Source organism: Micromonospora sp. DT53 (assembly GCF_049841535.1).
GTDB lineage: Bacteria > Actinomycetota > Actinomycetes > Mycobacteriales > Micromonosporaceae > Micromonospora.
On the sequence record NZ_JBNCKM010000006.1, the window covers coordinates 110089 to 123328 of the forward strand.

Here is a 13240-nt window from a genome sequence, read left to right on the forward strand (position 1 = left end):
CGCGGTGGCCCCCCGCGGGGGGCCCCCCCCCGTGCCCCGCCCACCCGACGGGTCCGTCAGTCGTTGGCGTGCAGGGCGGCGTTCAGCTCGATGCCCCGGCCGGTGCGCGGCCGCGCCTCCAACCCGCCGGTGACCGAGTTACGCCAGAACAGCAGGCCGTCGACGCCGGACAGCTCCCGGGCCTTGACCACCCGGCCGTCGGGGAGCGTGATCTTCGACGCGGCGGTGATGTAGCAGCCGGCCTCGACCACACAGTCGTCGCCGAGCGAGATCCCGACGCCGGCGTTCGCGCCGACCAGGCTCCGCTCGCCGATGCTGATCCTGTCGGTGCCGCCGCCGGAGAGGGTGCCCATGATCGACGCCCCGCCGCCGATGTCGGAGCCGTCGCCGACCAGCACGCCCTGCACGATCCGCCCCTCGACCATCGAGGTGCCGACGGTGCCGGCGTTGAAGTTCACGAAACCCTCGTGCATCACGGTGGTGCCGGCGGCCAGGTGCGCGCCCAGGCGGACCCGGTCGGCGTCGGCGATCCGCACCCCCGCGGGGACCACGTAGTCGGTCATCCGGGGGAACTTGTCCACCCCGTACACCGCCAGGTGCCGGCCGGCGGCCCGCTCGATCACCCGCAGCTCGTCCACCCGCTCCGGAGGGCAGGGCCCGGCGGACGTCCAGGCCACGTTGGCCAGCTTGCCGAAGATGCCGTCCAGGTTGAGCTGGTTGGGCTGCACCAGGCGGTGCGAGAGCAGGTGCAACCGGAGGTACGCGTCGGACGCGTCCTTGATCGGGTCGTCCAGCGACCCGATCACGGTGACCACCTGCACGGTACGCAGACCGGGCAGGGCCCGGTCACCGAGCGCGGCCGGTGGCAGGTCGAGCACGTCCGCCTTGTTCTCGCCGGCGATCAACGGCAGCTCGCCCAGGCCCAGCTTGCCGGTCGGGTACCAGGTATCGAGCACCTGCTCGTCTGCGGTGACCGTAGCCAGGCCGATGCCCCAGGCGGAATCTGCGGACGTCACTGTTACACCTCTCGGTCACGGCCGGGTCGACCTCGGCTCGCTCCTCGCGCTGACAGACCTGAAGGTACCGTGCGAACCATGGAGAACCCGCTGACCCCCGAGGTCCTCGCCGATCCGGTGCAGCTGACCCGCGCTCTGGTCGACATAGAGTCCGTGTCCCTCAACGAGAAGGCGATCGCCGACTGTGTCGAGGAGGTGCTGCGGGGCGTACCGCACCTGACCACCCACCGGCACGGCAACACGGTGATGGCGCGTACCGACCTCGGTCGGTCGCAGCGCGTCGTGTTGGCCGGGCACCTCGACACGGTGCCGCTGAACAACAACTTCCCGTCGACCATGCGTGGCGACCTGATGTACGGCTGCGGCACCTCGGACATGAAGTCCGGCACCGCGTACGCGCTGCACCTGGCGGTGACCCTGCCCAACCCGCGCTACGACGTGACGTACTTCTTCTACGAGGCGGAGGAGATCGAGTCCCGGTACAACGGCCTCAACCTCGTCGCCCAGGCGTTCCCGGAGTGGCTGCAGGCGGACTTCGCGGTACTGCTGGAGCCGACGTACGGCATCGTCGAGGCGGGCTGCCAGGGCACCATGCGCTCGGTGGTAACCACGACCGGCGTACGCGCCCACTCGGCCCGCTCCTGGCACGGGGTGAACGCCATCCACGCCGCCGGTGAGGTGCTGCGGCGCCTCCAGACGTACGAGGCGCGCCGGGTCACCATCGACGGCTGCGACTACCGCGAGGGCATGAACGCGGTGCGGATCAACGGCGGCGTGGCCGGCAACGTGGTCCCCGATCACTGTGAGGTCGAGGTCAACTACCGGTTCGCCCCGGATCGCACCCCGGCCGAGGCGGAGGCGCACCTGCGTGAGGTGTTCGATGGCTTCGAGGTGACGGTGACCGACACGGCTGCCGGTGCCGCGCCCGGGCTCGACGCGGCCCCGGCGAAGGAGTTCCTGGCGGCCGTCGGCGCCGCGCCGATCGGCAAGCTGGGCTGGACGGATGTGGCCCGGTTCGCGGCGATGGGCATCCCCGCGCTGAACTTCGGCCCCGGCGACCCGAACCTCGCCCACCACCCCGACGAGCACGTCGAGATCAGCAAGATCCGCGACGGCGCGGCAACCCTGCACCGCTGGCTGGCCCCAGCCTGACCCGCCCCGCGCCGGTGATCAAGAGGTTTGCGTCAGCCTGGCCCGTTGTCGGCGACGCAAACCTCTTGATCGGCTCCGGATGATGTGGGGGAGGTGGGGATTGGGTTCTGCTGGCGGGTGCGGCGGCGTTCGGCCACCACGTCTTGGATCCGTCGCTGCATCTGGCGACGGATCCGGATCATCTCGCTGTTGCTGATCACGCTGTCTCCTCCCCCGAAGGCGCGCGCCGGGGCATACCCGGTATGTGAATAGTAAGACGTACGGGAGAGCCGAATAGTTGCCCATGATCCCGAACTATTTCTCTGCGTCTGCGCCCCGCGTACCCGGCCGGTGCTGCTCCACTACGGTTGGCCCATGAGCCAGAGCAACGGGCGGGAGGCCGGTCGCGGTCCGGGACAGGAGCGGCACCGCGGTGCGGTCACCCTTCGCAGGGGGTCGATCCCGAGCAGCACCGCGGACCAGCGGTTGCTGGATTCACGGGGGCGGGGCGACTGGAAGACCAAGGACGCCTGGCGCGCGCTGCGCATCCTCGCCGAGTTCGTCGAGGGTTTCGACACCCTCGCCGACGTGCCGTCGGCGGTCAGCGTCTTCGGCTCCGCGCGCAGCGCGCCGGACAGCGCCGAGTGTCAGTTGGCCGAGCGGTTGGGCGGCGCGTTGGCCCGAGCCGGCTACGCGGTGATCACCGGAGGTGGGCCCGGGGTGATGGAGGCCGCCAACCGCGGTGCCAGCGAGGCCGGTGGGCTCTCCGTGGGGCTCGGCATCGAGCTTCCGTTCGAGCAGGGCATCAACGACTGGGTCGACCTGGCCATCGACTTCCGCTACTTCTTCGCCCGCAAGACGATGTTCGTCAAGTACGCCCAGGCGTTCGTCGTGCTGCCCGGTGGGTTCGGCACCATGGACGAGCTGTTCGAGGCGCTCACCCTTGTGCAGACCGGCAAGGTCACCCGCTTCCCGGTGGTGCTGATGGGGGTCGCCTACTGGCAGGGCCTGTTGGATTGGCTGCGCGACACGATGGCCGCCACCGGCAAGATCGGGCCGGTCGACCTGGACCTCATCTGCCTCACCGACGACGTCAACGAGGCGGTCAAGTACATCGTCGAGGCGGAGGCCGCGCTCTCCGCCGAGCAGGAGGCGGTCCGGGAGGAAGCCGTCGCCCGCACCGGCGCAGCCCAGCAGACCGCCGCCGAACAGGCCGCCGAGCAGCCCCGGGATCAGGACTGATGGCGGCGATCTGCGTCTTCTGCGCCTCCTCTCGTACCCTCGATCAGCGCTGGTTGGACCTGGCCGCCGAGACCGGCGCGGAGCTGGCCCGGCGCGGGCACACGCTGGTCAGCGGTGGTGGCTGCGTCGGCATGATGGGCGCGCTGGTGGACGGTGCCCGATCCGTCGGTGGGCGCACCGTCGGCGTGATCCCGCAGTCGCTTGTCGATCTGGAGGTCGCCGACCTGGCCTCGGACGAGCTGCTGGTGACCGACTCGATGGCCAGCCGCAAGACCCTGATGATCGACAAGTCGGACGCCTTCCTCACCCTGCCCGGCGGGCTGGGCACCCTGGACGAGCTGTTCGAGGTCTGGACCACCGCCACCCTCGCCCTGCACACCAAGCCGATGGTGTTGATCGACACCGACGGGTTCTACCGCCCGCTGCTGGACTGGCTTGACACGCTGGCCGACCAGACCTTCCTGAAGCCGGCCGGCCGTGACCTCCTGACGGTCGCCAGCACCGTCCCCGAGGCCCTGAACATCCTGGAATCCCACCTAACCTGACCACCACGCCCCGCCCGGCCCCATCCACCCGCGTCGATCATGAAGTTAGCGACGCCGCTGTCGGCGTGTCGCGCCGCTAACTTCATGATCGACCGGGGTGGATGGGGTGCGGTGTGGGGTTGGGGGTGGGGTTTGGGTGGGTGTCGTATGGGTCTGATGGGATGAGCTGATGCAGGCGTACCGGTTGGTGCGGCGGCCCGGAGGGTCGGCGCGGGGGGACGGGGCGACGGCTGACCGTGCTTCCGTGCCTGCCAGCGGCGGCACGGCCGGGGGCGTTGTCGGCGCGTCGGATGGGTCCGACGGCGTGGCCGGGCCCGAGCTGGCGACCGGCGGCAGCGGCTGGCGGGTCGATCGGGTGCAGGCCGAGGTGGTCGGGCACACCGACGGCCCGATGCTCGTGCTCGGTGGCCCGGGCACCGGCAAGACCAGCACGCTCGTCGAGGCGGTCGCCGCCCGGGTGGCCGAGGGCGTCGACCCCGAACGGATCCTCGTGCTGACCTTCGGCCGCCGAGGCGCCACCGCGCTGCGACAGCGCATCGAGGCCCGGATCGCGCAGGACGGCCACCGGGTGCTGCGCGAGCCGCTGGTGCGCACCTTCCCGGCGTACGCCTTCGGGCTGCTCCGCCGGGCCGCCGCCGAGCGGGGCGAACCGTCGCCCCGGCTGCTCACCGGCCCCGAGCAGGATCTGATCATCCGTGAGCTGCTGGACGTGGTGGGCGAGGAGCCCGAGGACGACCCGATCGGCTGGCCAACCGACCTGCGCCCCGCCCTGCGGACCAGGGCGTTCGCTGGCCAGCTGCGCGACCTGCTCATGCGCGCCGCCGAGCGCGGCGTGGGCCCGGTCGACCTGGCCCGGCTGGGTGAGAAGCTCGGCCGCGCCGACTGGCCGGCCGCCGCCCGCTTCCTCCGGGAGTACGTCGCCGTGCTCGCGCTGCGCGACGTCAGCAACCGGGGCTCCATCGCGTACGACCCGGCGGAGCTGGTCCGGGCGGCCACCGGGCTGCTGCGCGACGACGAGGAGTTGCTGGCCGCCGAGCGCCGTCGGCTCGCGCACGTCTACCTCGACGAGATGGCCGACACCGACCCCGCCCAGCTGGAGTTGCTCTCGGTCATCGCGGGCGGGGGCAAGTCCCTGGTCGCGTTCGCCGACCCGGACTCCTCCACGTACGCCTTCCGGGGCGCCGATCCGGCCGGGGTGGCGACGTTCCCGCACCGCTTCCGGACGGCTTCCGGTGCGCCGGCCGCGCAGGTGCTGCTGACCACCTCCTACCGGGCCGGGCCGGATCTACTCGCGGCGATCGCCCGGCTGGGTCGCCGGTTGCGGGGTCCGGCCGCGCACCGTCGGCTGCACCCTCTGCCGGACGCGCCACCCGGCGTGGTCGAGGTGCACACGTTCCGGTCGGCGACCAGCGAGGCCGCCTGGCTGGCCCACGCGCTGCGCTCGGCCCACCTGCTCGACGGCGTGCCCTGGTCACGGATGGCGGTGCTGGTGCGGTCGACCGCGTTGCAGCTGCCCACCCTGCGACGGGCCCTGCACGCCGCCGGCGTACCCACCGTGGTGCACGGGGAGGACCTGCCCCTGCACCTGCAACCGGCGGTCGCGCCGCTGCTGCTCCTGCTGCGCTGCGCGCTGGAGCCGGAACGACTCGACGAGGAGGCGGCCGTCGCGCTGCTGCACTCGCCGCTGGGTGGGGCCGACCCGCTGGCCGAGCGGCGGCTGCGGCAGGGCCTGCGTGCGCTCGCGTTGGCCGGCGGTGACCGACGCCCCTCCGGGGAGCTGATCGTCGAGGCGTTGCGCGATCCGGCAGAGCTGGCGGGCATCGAACGGCGCTGGGCGGAGCCGGCGCAGACGGTGGCCGGGCTGCTGGCCACCGCCCGGGATGCCGCCGCCCGGCCGGGTTCGACGGCCGAGGACGTGCTCTGGGCCGTCTGGAACGCCAGTGGTCTCGCCGAGCGGTGGGCCGGCGCGATCAACCAGGGGCGCCCGGAGGCCGGCGAGGGCGACCTGGCTCGGCGACGGCGGGCCGAGGCCGCCGACCGCGACCTGGACGCCGTGCTGGTCCTCTTCGACGCGGCGGCCCGGTTCACCGACCGACTGCCGGGCGCGCGGGCCGAGGTCTTCCTCGACCACGTGCTCGCCCAGGACCTGCCGGCCGACACCATCGCCCCGACCGCCGACCGGGGTGCGGCGGTACGTCTGCTCACCGCGCACGCCGCGAAGGGCCTGGAATGGGACCTGGTCGCGGTCGCTGGGGTACAGGAGGGGATCTGGCCGGACCTGCGGCTACGCGGCAGCCTGCTCGGCTCCGAGCGACTGGTCGACGTGCTGGCCGGCCGGTCGGTCGACGGCGCGACGGCGGCGAACGTGGTGGGTCAGACCTCGGCGTTGCTGGACGAGGAACGCAGGCTCTTCCACGTCGCCATCAGCCGGGCCCGGCACCGGCTGCTGGTCAGCGCCGTGGCGTCGGCCGCTGTCGGCGGTGACGATCACGAGGAGCAGCCGAGCCGGTTCCTGCACGAGCTGGGCCCGAGCACCCCACCCACGCCGCCGAGCAGGTCCGGGCCGCCGCCTGGTCCGCCGAGCACGTCCGGGCCGCCGCCCGGTCCGCCGAGCACCCCCGGGCCGCAGCCCGGTCTGCCGAGCACGTCCGGTCCGCCGCCCGGTCCGCGCAGTGAGCCGTCCTCCGGCGGCACCGGAGGCGGTGCGGCGGGCGAGAGCGGCGACGAGGAGCCGGACCGCCCTGGGGCACTGCCGGTGACCCGTCCACCACGGGCGCTCACCCTGCCGGCGTTGGTCGCGGAACTGCGTACCGCCATCACCGACCCGGCCGCCCCGGCGGCCCGGCAGCGCGCCGCGGCGGCCGAACTGGCCCGGCTCGCCGCCGCCGGGGTGCCCGGTGCGCACCCCGACGACTGGTGGGGGCTGCGCGTGCTCTCCGACGACCGGCCGCTCGTCGACGACGGCGAACCGGTGCGGGTCACCCCGTCGGCCATGGAGAGCGCGCTGCGGTGCAGCCTCCGCTGGCTGCTGGAACGGCACGGCGGCAGCGGCCCGACAAGCACCGCGCAGGGGGTGGGCAACCTGGTGCACGCCGCCGCGATGCTCGCCGAGGACGCCACCGCCGACCGGGGCGCGTTGCTCGACTACGTGGCCGCCCGGTTCGACGCGATCGAGCTGGCGGCCCGGTGGATGGCCGGGCCGGAGCGGGAACGCGCCGAGGCGATGGTCGACAAGTTGCTGCGCTGGCTGGCCACCAACCCGCGTCGGTTGCTCGCCATCGAGCACGAGTTCGCCGTCCGCCTGGATGACCCGAATCGGCCCGTCGAGCTGGCCGGTCGGGTCGACCGGCTGGAGGTCGACGAGGCCGGGCGGCTCGTGGTGATCGACCTGAAGACCGGCAAGTCCACAGCTGTCACCGGCAGCGACCTGGCGGAACACCCACAGCTGGGCGCCTACCAGGCGGCGGTGGAGGCGGGGGCGTTCGCCGAGTTCGGTGACGAGTCCGGGGGCGCCGCGCTGGTGCAGCTCGGGACCTCGGCCAAGGATGCCAGGGAGCAGAATCAGCCGGCGGCCAGCGAGGGGCCGGCGGCCGGTTGGGCGACCGCGCTGGTCCGGCGGACCGCCGATACGATGGCAGCCGCCACGTTCGCCGCGGTGGCCAACTCGAAGTGCCGGGTCTGCCCGGTGCGCACCAGCTGCCCGGTCTCCGGGCAGGGCCGCCAGGTCGTCGAGCCGCCCACCGTCCGGCGCACCCGTGAGGGCGAGGAGTGAGCTTGCGAGCCCCGCAGTCACGAACTGAGATGGGCACCGTGAGGGCGAGGAGTGCGCCGGTGTTGGGAACCGAGACGGCACGGTGAGTCAGCCCACCCTCTTCGGCGCGAGTCCCGCGCCGACGCCCCGGCTCGCGGACTCCGGCCCCCGGTACACACCTGTGGAGCTGGCCAAGCTGCTGCGGTTGCCGGCGCCCACCCGGGAGCAGGCCGCGATCATCGCCGCCCCGGTGGAGCCGCTGCTTGTGGTCGCGGGCGCCGGGTCGGGCAAGACCGAGACGATGGCCGCGCGGGTGGTCTGGCTGGTGGCCAACTCGTACGTGCGGCCGGAGCAGATCCTCGGGCTGACCTTCACCCGCAAGGCGGCCGGCGAGCTGGCCCATCGCGTACGGGCCCGGCTCGACCAGTTGATCCGCCGCCTCGGCCGGCAGGGACGGGACCCGCTGGACGATCCGCTCGCGGGTGAGCCCACCGTCTCCACCTACCACTCGTACGCGGGGCGGATCGTCACCGAGCACGGGCTGCGGGCCGGCTACGAGCCGTCCACCCGACTGCTCACCGAGGCGTCCCGCTGGCAGTTGGTCGACCTGCTGGTGCGCAACTACGACGGTGACATGTCCGAGGTGGACCGGATGCCGAGCACCATCACCGACGCGGTGTTGGCGCTCGCCGGGGAGTTGGACGAGCATCTGGTCGCGCCGGACGACCTGGCGGCCTGGACTGGTCGGTTCTTCGCCGAGGTGCAGTCCCGGCCGGGTCGGGTGTACGCCGACGTGCGCAAGGCGCTCACCCTCCAGCAGACCCGGTTGCGTCTCCTGCCGCTGGTGCGGGCGTACGCCCGGCGCAAGGAGGACTTCGAGGCGATGGACTTCGCCGACCAGCTCGCGCGGGCGGCCCGGGTGGCCCGGGACCACCCGGGGGTCGGTGTGATCGAGCGGGACCGCTTCCGGGTGGTGCTGCTCGACGAGTACCAGGACACCAGCCACGCCCAGGTGGTGTTGCTCAATGCCCTGTTCGGTGGGGGGCACCCGGTGACCGCGGTGGGTGACCCGTGCCAGTCCATCTACGGCTGGCGGGGGGCCAGCGCGGGCACCCTGGACCGGTTCCCCACCGAGTTCGCCCGCGCCGACGGTGAGCCGGCCCCGGCGCTGGGGCTCACCACGAGTTGGCGCAACCGTCCGGAGATCCTCCGGGTGGCGAACGCGCTCTCCACCCCGCTGCGGGCGGCGGGCGCCCGGGTGCCGGAGCTGCGCTCCGCGCTGACCGTCCGGGACCCGATCCCGCATCGCAGCCCGAGCGGTGCGGCCGGCGGTACGGTGCACTGCGCGATGCTGCCCACGTACGCCGACGAGGCCGACTGGATCGCCGACAGCGTGCTCGCCGCCTGGCGCGGGGCGGCCGGGATGCCGGGCGCGGCCCCGGAGCACATCCCGGTGGCGCGGCGCCCGACGACCGCCGTGCTGGTTCGGGTCCGCAGTCAGATCCCGGCGATCGAGTCGGCGCTGCGTGAGCGCGGCCTTCCGGTCGAGGTGGTCGGGCTGGGCGGCCTGCTGGACACCCCCGAGGTACGCGACGTGGTCTGCACGCTGCGGGTGCTGGCCGACCCGACCGACGGCGCCGCGCTGCTGCGGTTGCTCACCGGCGCCCGTTGGCGGATCGGGCCGCGTGACCTGGTGGCGTTGCACCGGCGGGCTCGGGCCATCGCGAACGCCCGGCGACAGGTGGCCGCCGACGACGCCGCCGAGATCAGCCCCGACCTGTTGGACGAGGCGACCCTGGTGGAGGCGTTGGCCGACCTCGGGCCGGCGCAGGCGTACTCGGCGGAGGGTTTCGCGCGGCTGCGCGCGTACGGCCGGGAGATGGCGCTGCTGCGCTACCGACTGGATCAGGCGCTGCCGGACCTGATCGCGGACATCGAGCGGACCATCGGCCTGGACGTGGAGGTCGCGGTGCGGGCCGGCCGGGACGGCGCCGGCGACGCGGGCCTGGCCCGCGGGCATCTGGACGCGCTCGGCGACGTGGCGGCCCGGTTCAGCGGGGAGACGCCCGGCGCGACCCTGTCCGGCTTCCTGTCCTACCTGGCCGCCGCCGAGGACGAGGAGCGTGGTCTCGCCCCGGGCGAGGTCGAGGTGGTGGAGGGCGCGGTGCAGGTGGTGACCGCGCACGCGGCCAAGGGCCTGGAGTGGGACGTGGTGTCGGTGGCCGGGCTCAGCCGTGGGCTGTGGCCGGGGCCGGTGCGCAACTCCGACCACTGGCTGGGTGGGCTGGGCGTGCTGCCGTTCCCGCTGCGTGGCGACGCCGACGGGCTGCCGGAGTTGGCGCTCGACGAGGCGGGGGACCAGCGGGCCGTGGCGCGGGCGTTGACCGACTTCACCGATGCGTGGCGGGCTCACGACGAGCGGGAGGAACGCCGGCTGACGTACGTGGCGGTGACCCGACCGCGTCGGCTGCTGCTCTGCTCCGGCTACTGGTGGGGGGAGGGCACGAAGCGACCGCGGGGTCCGTCGGTCTTCCTGCGTGAGGTGTACGACGCCTGCCTCGACGGCGGGCCGGGGCACCTTGTCGACGCGTGGGCGCCGGAGCCGACCCCCGACGCGACGAACCCCACGGCCGAGGTGGTGCTCCGCGCGGAGTGGCCGGCCGACCCGCTGGGCGGTCGCCGGCCGGCGTTGGCCGAGGCGGCCGGGTTGGTACGTCGCCTGATGGCCGACGGTCCGGCGGCGGTGCTCTCCGGGCCGGTCGGGCCGGTGCTTCCCGGGCCGGCGCCGGCGCACGGGTCGGAGGTCGAGTCGGTCGAGCCGGAGGTGGATCCGGAGGTGGATCCGGAGGTGGTGCGCTGGCAGCGCGAGGCGGACCTGCTGTTGGCGGAGCGTGCCGAGCTGACTCGGCTCTCTGGTGCGGTCGAGGTGGCTCTGCCCGGGGCGCTGAGCGTCACCCAGCTGGTCGCGTTGCGGCGCGATCCGGCGGCGCTGGCCCGTACGCTGCGTCGCCCGGTGCCGGCCGAACCCAACCCGTACGCCCGTCGAGGCACCGCCTTCCACGCCTGGTTGGAGCAGCGCTTCGGCGCCGACCGCCTGTTGGACCTGGACGAGTTGCCGGGCGCGGCCGACGCCGATGCCGCACCCGACGAGGCTCTGGTCGAGCTTCAGGAGCGATTCCTGGCCAGCGAGTGGGCCGACCGGTCACCGGTGGAGGTGGAGGTGCCGTTCGCCACGGTGATCGCTTCAGTGGTGGTGCGGGGGCGGATGGACGCGGTCTTCGCCCGGCCGGGTGGTCGGTTCGACGTGGTCGACTGGAAGACCGGCGCGCAGCCCACCGGGCCGGCGGCCGAGGTGGCCGCCGTGCAGCTGGCCGTGTACCGGCTGGCCTGGGCGGAGTTGGCCGGGGTGCCGGTCGACCGGGTGGGCGCGGCGTTCCACTACGTTCGGCACGGGGTGACCGTTCGGCCCGCCGACCTGCTGGATGTGACGGGCCTCACGGCCATGATCGCCCAGTTGCCCGAGGATTCTGCCCAACATTGACCACTGCGGGAAAAACCGTGGTAGGTTGACCGGGTTGCAGTTTTGGTTACCAGAGACTCTGTGTGCGCCTGGCGGGATTGTGGCCCCAGGCGCTCTTTGTTGTGTCCGGAGTTCTCCGGGCGGGGCGACCAGAAGCGACAGGCGATTCGCGCATCCCCGCGCGGAGCGCTCCTCTTCGGGCACGCAACAAGTGCGTGTCCGACGTTCCGTCAAGGAGACGAAACACATGGCTATTGGCACCGTGAAGTGGTTCAACGCTGACAAGGGCTTCGGCTTCATCACCCCGGACGGCGGCGGCGCCGACGTCTTCGCCCACTTCTCGGCGATCCAGTCCTCCGGCTACCGGAGCCTGGACGAGAACCAGCGGGTCGAGTTCGAGGTGACCCAGGGCCAGAAGGGCCCGCAGGCGGAGAACATCCGCCCGCTCTGATCTTCGGATCGGTCAGCATTGCCTGTCGCGCCCTCCGGGTGTGACGGTGACGGGACCGGCCCGCCCCGCTGCCGCCTGCCTACGCGGGCGGCGGCCCGGCGGCGGGCCGGCCTGTACTCCCTTTCGGTTCGTGCTTGTGAGTCCTGGCGGCCTTTTTCCGCTGGTGACAGCGCCGACTTCGGCGCCCTCCCTCGACACGTGCCGCGTCGAGGAAAGGCCTCCGCATGACCACAGTTATTCCGTCTTTCGCTCATACCGGTCTGGCACCGGCGCTGCTCACCGCGTTGACCGCGCAGGGCATCACCGAGCCGTTCCCGATCCAGTCGGCGACGCTGCCCGACTCGCTCGCCGGCCGGGACGTGCTGGGCCGGGGTCGTACCGGCTCCGGCAAGACCCTCGCCTTCGGGCTTCCGCTGCTGTCCCGCACCGCCGGCCGTAAGGCGCGGCCGGGTCGCCCGCTGGCCCTGGTGCTGGTGCCGACCCGCGAACTGGCCCAGCAGGTCACCACCGCCCTGGCTCCGTACGCCCGCGCCGTCGGGCTGCGCTGCGCCACAGTCGTGGGCGGGCTGTCATTGCAGCGGCAGGCGGACGCCCTGCGCGCCGGCGCCGAGGTGGTCGTCGCCACCCCCGGCCGGCTGCACGACCTGATCAACCGTGGCGACGCCCGACTCGACCAGGTCGAGATCACCGTGCTCGACGAGGCCGACCAGATGGCCGACATGGGGTTCCTGCCCCAGGTCACCAAGCTGCTGGAGCAGGTCGCGCCGCAGGGGCAGCGGATGCTCTTCTCCGCGACCCTGGACGGCGGCGTGGACCGGTTGGTCCGCCGCTTCCTGAGCAACCCGGTCACCCACTCGGTGGACCCGGGCACCGCGACGGTCACCGCGATGACCCACCACGTGCTGCACGTCGACGCCGTGGACAAGCCCGACGCGTTGACCCGGATCGCCGCCCGTGAGGGCCGCACCATCCTGTTCATGGGCACCAAGCACCGCGCCGACCGGCTGGCCCGCCAACTGCTCTCCAAGGGCGTACGCGCGGCCGCGCTGCACGGCGGCAAGTCCCAGCCGCAGCGCACCCGGATCCTGGAGCAGTTCCGCAACGGTCAGGTGACCGCCCTGGTCGCCACCGACGTGGCGGCCCGTGGCATCCACGTGGACGGCCTGGACATGGTGGTCAACGTGGACCCGCCGGCCGAGGCGAAGGACTACCTGCACCGGGGCGGCCGTACCGCCCGGGCCGGCGAGTCCGGCTCCGTGGTCACCCTGGTCCTGCCCGAGCAGCGCCGGGACGTGTCCCGGCTGATGGCCACCGCGGGCATCCGGCCGGAGTCGGTTCAGGTACGCCCGGGTGACGGGGCGCTGGCCCGGGTGACCGGTGCCCGCGAGCCGTCAGGTGTGCCGGTGACCATCGTCGCTCCGCCGGCGCCCGCCTCTCGGGTACGCACCTCCGGTGGCTCGGCCGCCGACGGTGGCGCCCGGCCGGCACACCGCGCGTCGGGCCGCTCCCGCCGCCCGCGTCGCCCCCGTACCGTCTGATCTTCTGCGCGTCGACCGTCCCGTCCCGCTTCCGCGGGGCGGGACG

General features: G+C 73.3%; 9 protein-coding genes. 7 read left to right on the plus strand and 2 right to left on the minus strand.

What is annotated here, in order from left to right; translation table 11 throughout:
* Positions 1-56: 56 nt before the first annotated feature.
* A complete protein-coding gene (gene dapD / locus ACLQ3B_RS19995; protein WP_425782235.1) occupies positions 57-1016 on the minus strand; it encodes a 2,3,4,5-tetrahydropyridine-2,6-dicarboxylate N-succinyltransferase in 960 nt (319 codons plus the stop codon).
* Positions 1017-1094: 78 nt separating this feature from the next.
* Between dapD and dapE the strand changes: the two genes are divergently transcribed.
* Entirely contained in the window at positions 1095-2168 is a 1074-nt protein-coding gene (gene dapE, locus ACLQ3B_RS20000) for a succinyl-diaminopimelate desuccinylase (RefSeq protein ID WP_425782236.1), read from the plus strand.
* 32 nt (positions 2169-2200) lie between these two features.
* On the opposite strand, the gene ACLQ3B_RS20005 is transcribed toward dapE, so the two are convergent.
* Positions 2201-2368: a hypothetical protein gene (locus ACLQ3B_RS20005; protein WP_425782237.1), complete on the minus strand. Its 168-nt coding sequence runs from the start codon at positions 2366-2368 to the stop codon at positions 2201-2203.
* A 154-nt stretch (positions 2369-2522) separates the two neighbouring features.
* Between ACLQ3B_RS20005 and ACLQ3B_RS20010 the strand changes: the two genes are divergently transcribed.
* From ACLQ3B_RS20010 to ACLQ3B_RS20035, 6 genes are all read left to right on the plus strand, one after another.
* Positions 2523-3389, plus strand: coding sequence for a TIGR00730 family Rossman fold protein (locus tag ACLQ3B_RS20010; protein WP_425782238.1), 867 nt, complete (start codon positions 2523-2525; stop codon positions 3387-3389).
* Positions 3389-3934, plus strand: coding sequence for a TIGR00730 family Rossman fold protein (locus tag ACLQ3B_RS20015; RefSeq protein WP_425782239.1), 546 nt, complete (start codon positions 3389-3391; stop codon positions 3932-3934). Before ACLQ3B_RS20010 ends, ACLQ3B_RS20015 begins: the two co-directional genes overlap by 1 nt.
* 169 nt (positions 3935-4103) lie before the next feature.
* Entirely contained in the window at positions 4104-7706 is a 3603-nt protein-coding gene (locus tag ACLQ3B_RS20020) for an ATP-dependent helicase (protein WP_425782240.1), read from the plus strand.
* 82 nt (positions 7707-7788) lie between these two features.
* On the plus strand, positions 7789-11226 hold the full coding sequence (locus tag ACLQ3B_RS20025; protein WP_425782241.1) for an ATP-dependent helicase: 3438 nt from the start codon (positions 7789-7791) through the stop codon (positions 11224-11226).
* Between the two features lie 226 nt (positions 11227-11452).
* Positions 11453-11656: a transcription antiterminator/RNA stability regulator CspE gene (gene cspE / locus ACLQ3B_RS20030; protein WP_007464836.1), complete on the plus strand. Its 204-nt coding sequence runs from the start codon at positions 11453-11455 to the stop codon at positions 11654-11656.
* Between the two features lie 224 nt (positions 11657-11880).
* Positions 11881-13194 carry a DEAD/DEAH box helicase gene (locus ACLQ3B_RS20035; RefSeq protein ID WP_425782242.1) on the plus strand — a complete coding sequence of 438 codons (1314 nt, stop codon included), beginning with the start codon at positions 11881-11883 and terminating at the stop codon, positions 13192-13194.
* The last annotated feature ends 46 nt before the right edge of the window (positions 13195-13240 follow it).

Coding starts and splice junctions, on each gene's coding strand:
- dapE (WP_425782236.1), top strand. CDS start 1,095: ATGGAGAACCCGCTGACCCCCGAGGTCCTCGCCGATCCGGTGCAGCTG.
- ACLQ3B_RS20010 (WP_425782238.1), top strand. CDS start 2,523: ATGAGCCAGAGCAACGGGCGGGAGGCCGGTCGCGGTCCGGGACAGGAG.
- ACLQ3B_RS20015 (WP_425782239.1), top strand. CDS start 3,389: ATGGCGGCGATCTGCGTCTTCTGCGCCTCCTCTCGTACCCTCGATCAG.
- ACLQ3B_RS20020 (WP_425782240.1), top strand. CDS start 4,104: ATGCAGGCGTACCGGTTGGTGCGGCGGCCCGGAGGGTCGGCGCGGGGG.
- cspE (WP_007464836.1), top strand. CDS start 11,453: ATGGCTATTGGCACCGTGAAGTGGTTCAACGCTGACAAGGGCTTCGGC.
- ACLQ3B_RS20035 (WP_425782242.1), top strand. CDS start 11,881: ATGACCACAGTTATTCCGTCTTTCGCTCATACCGGTCTGGCACCGGCG.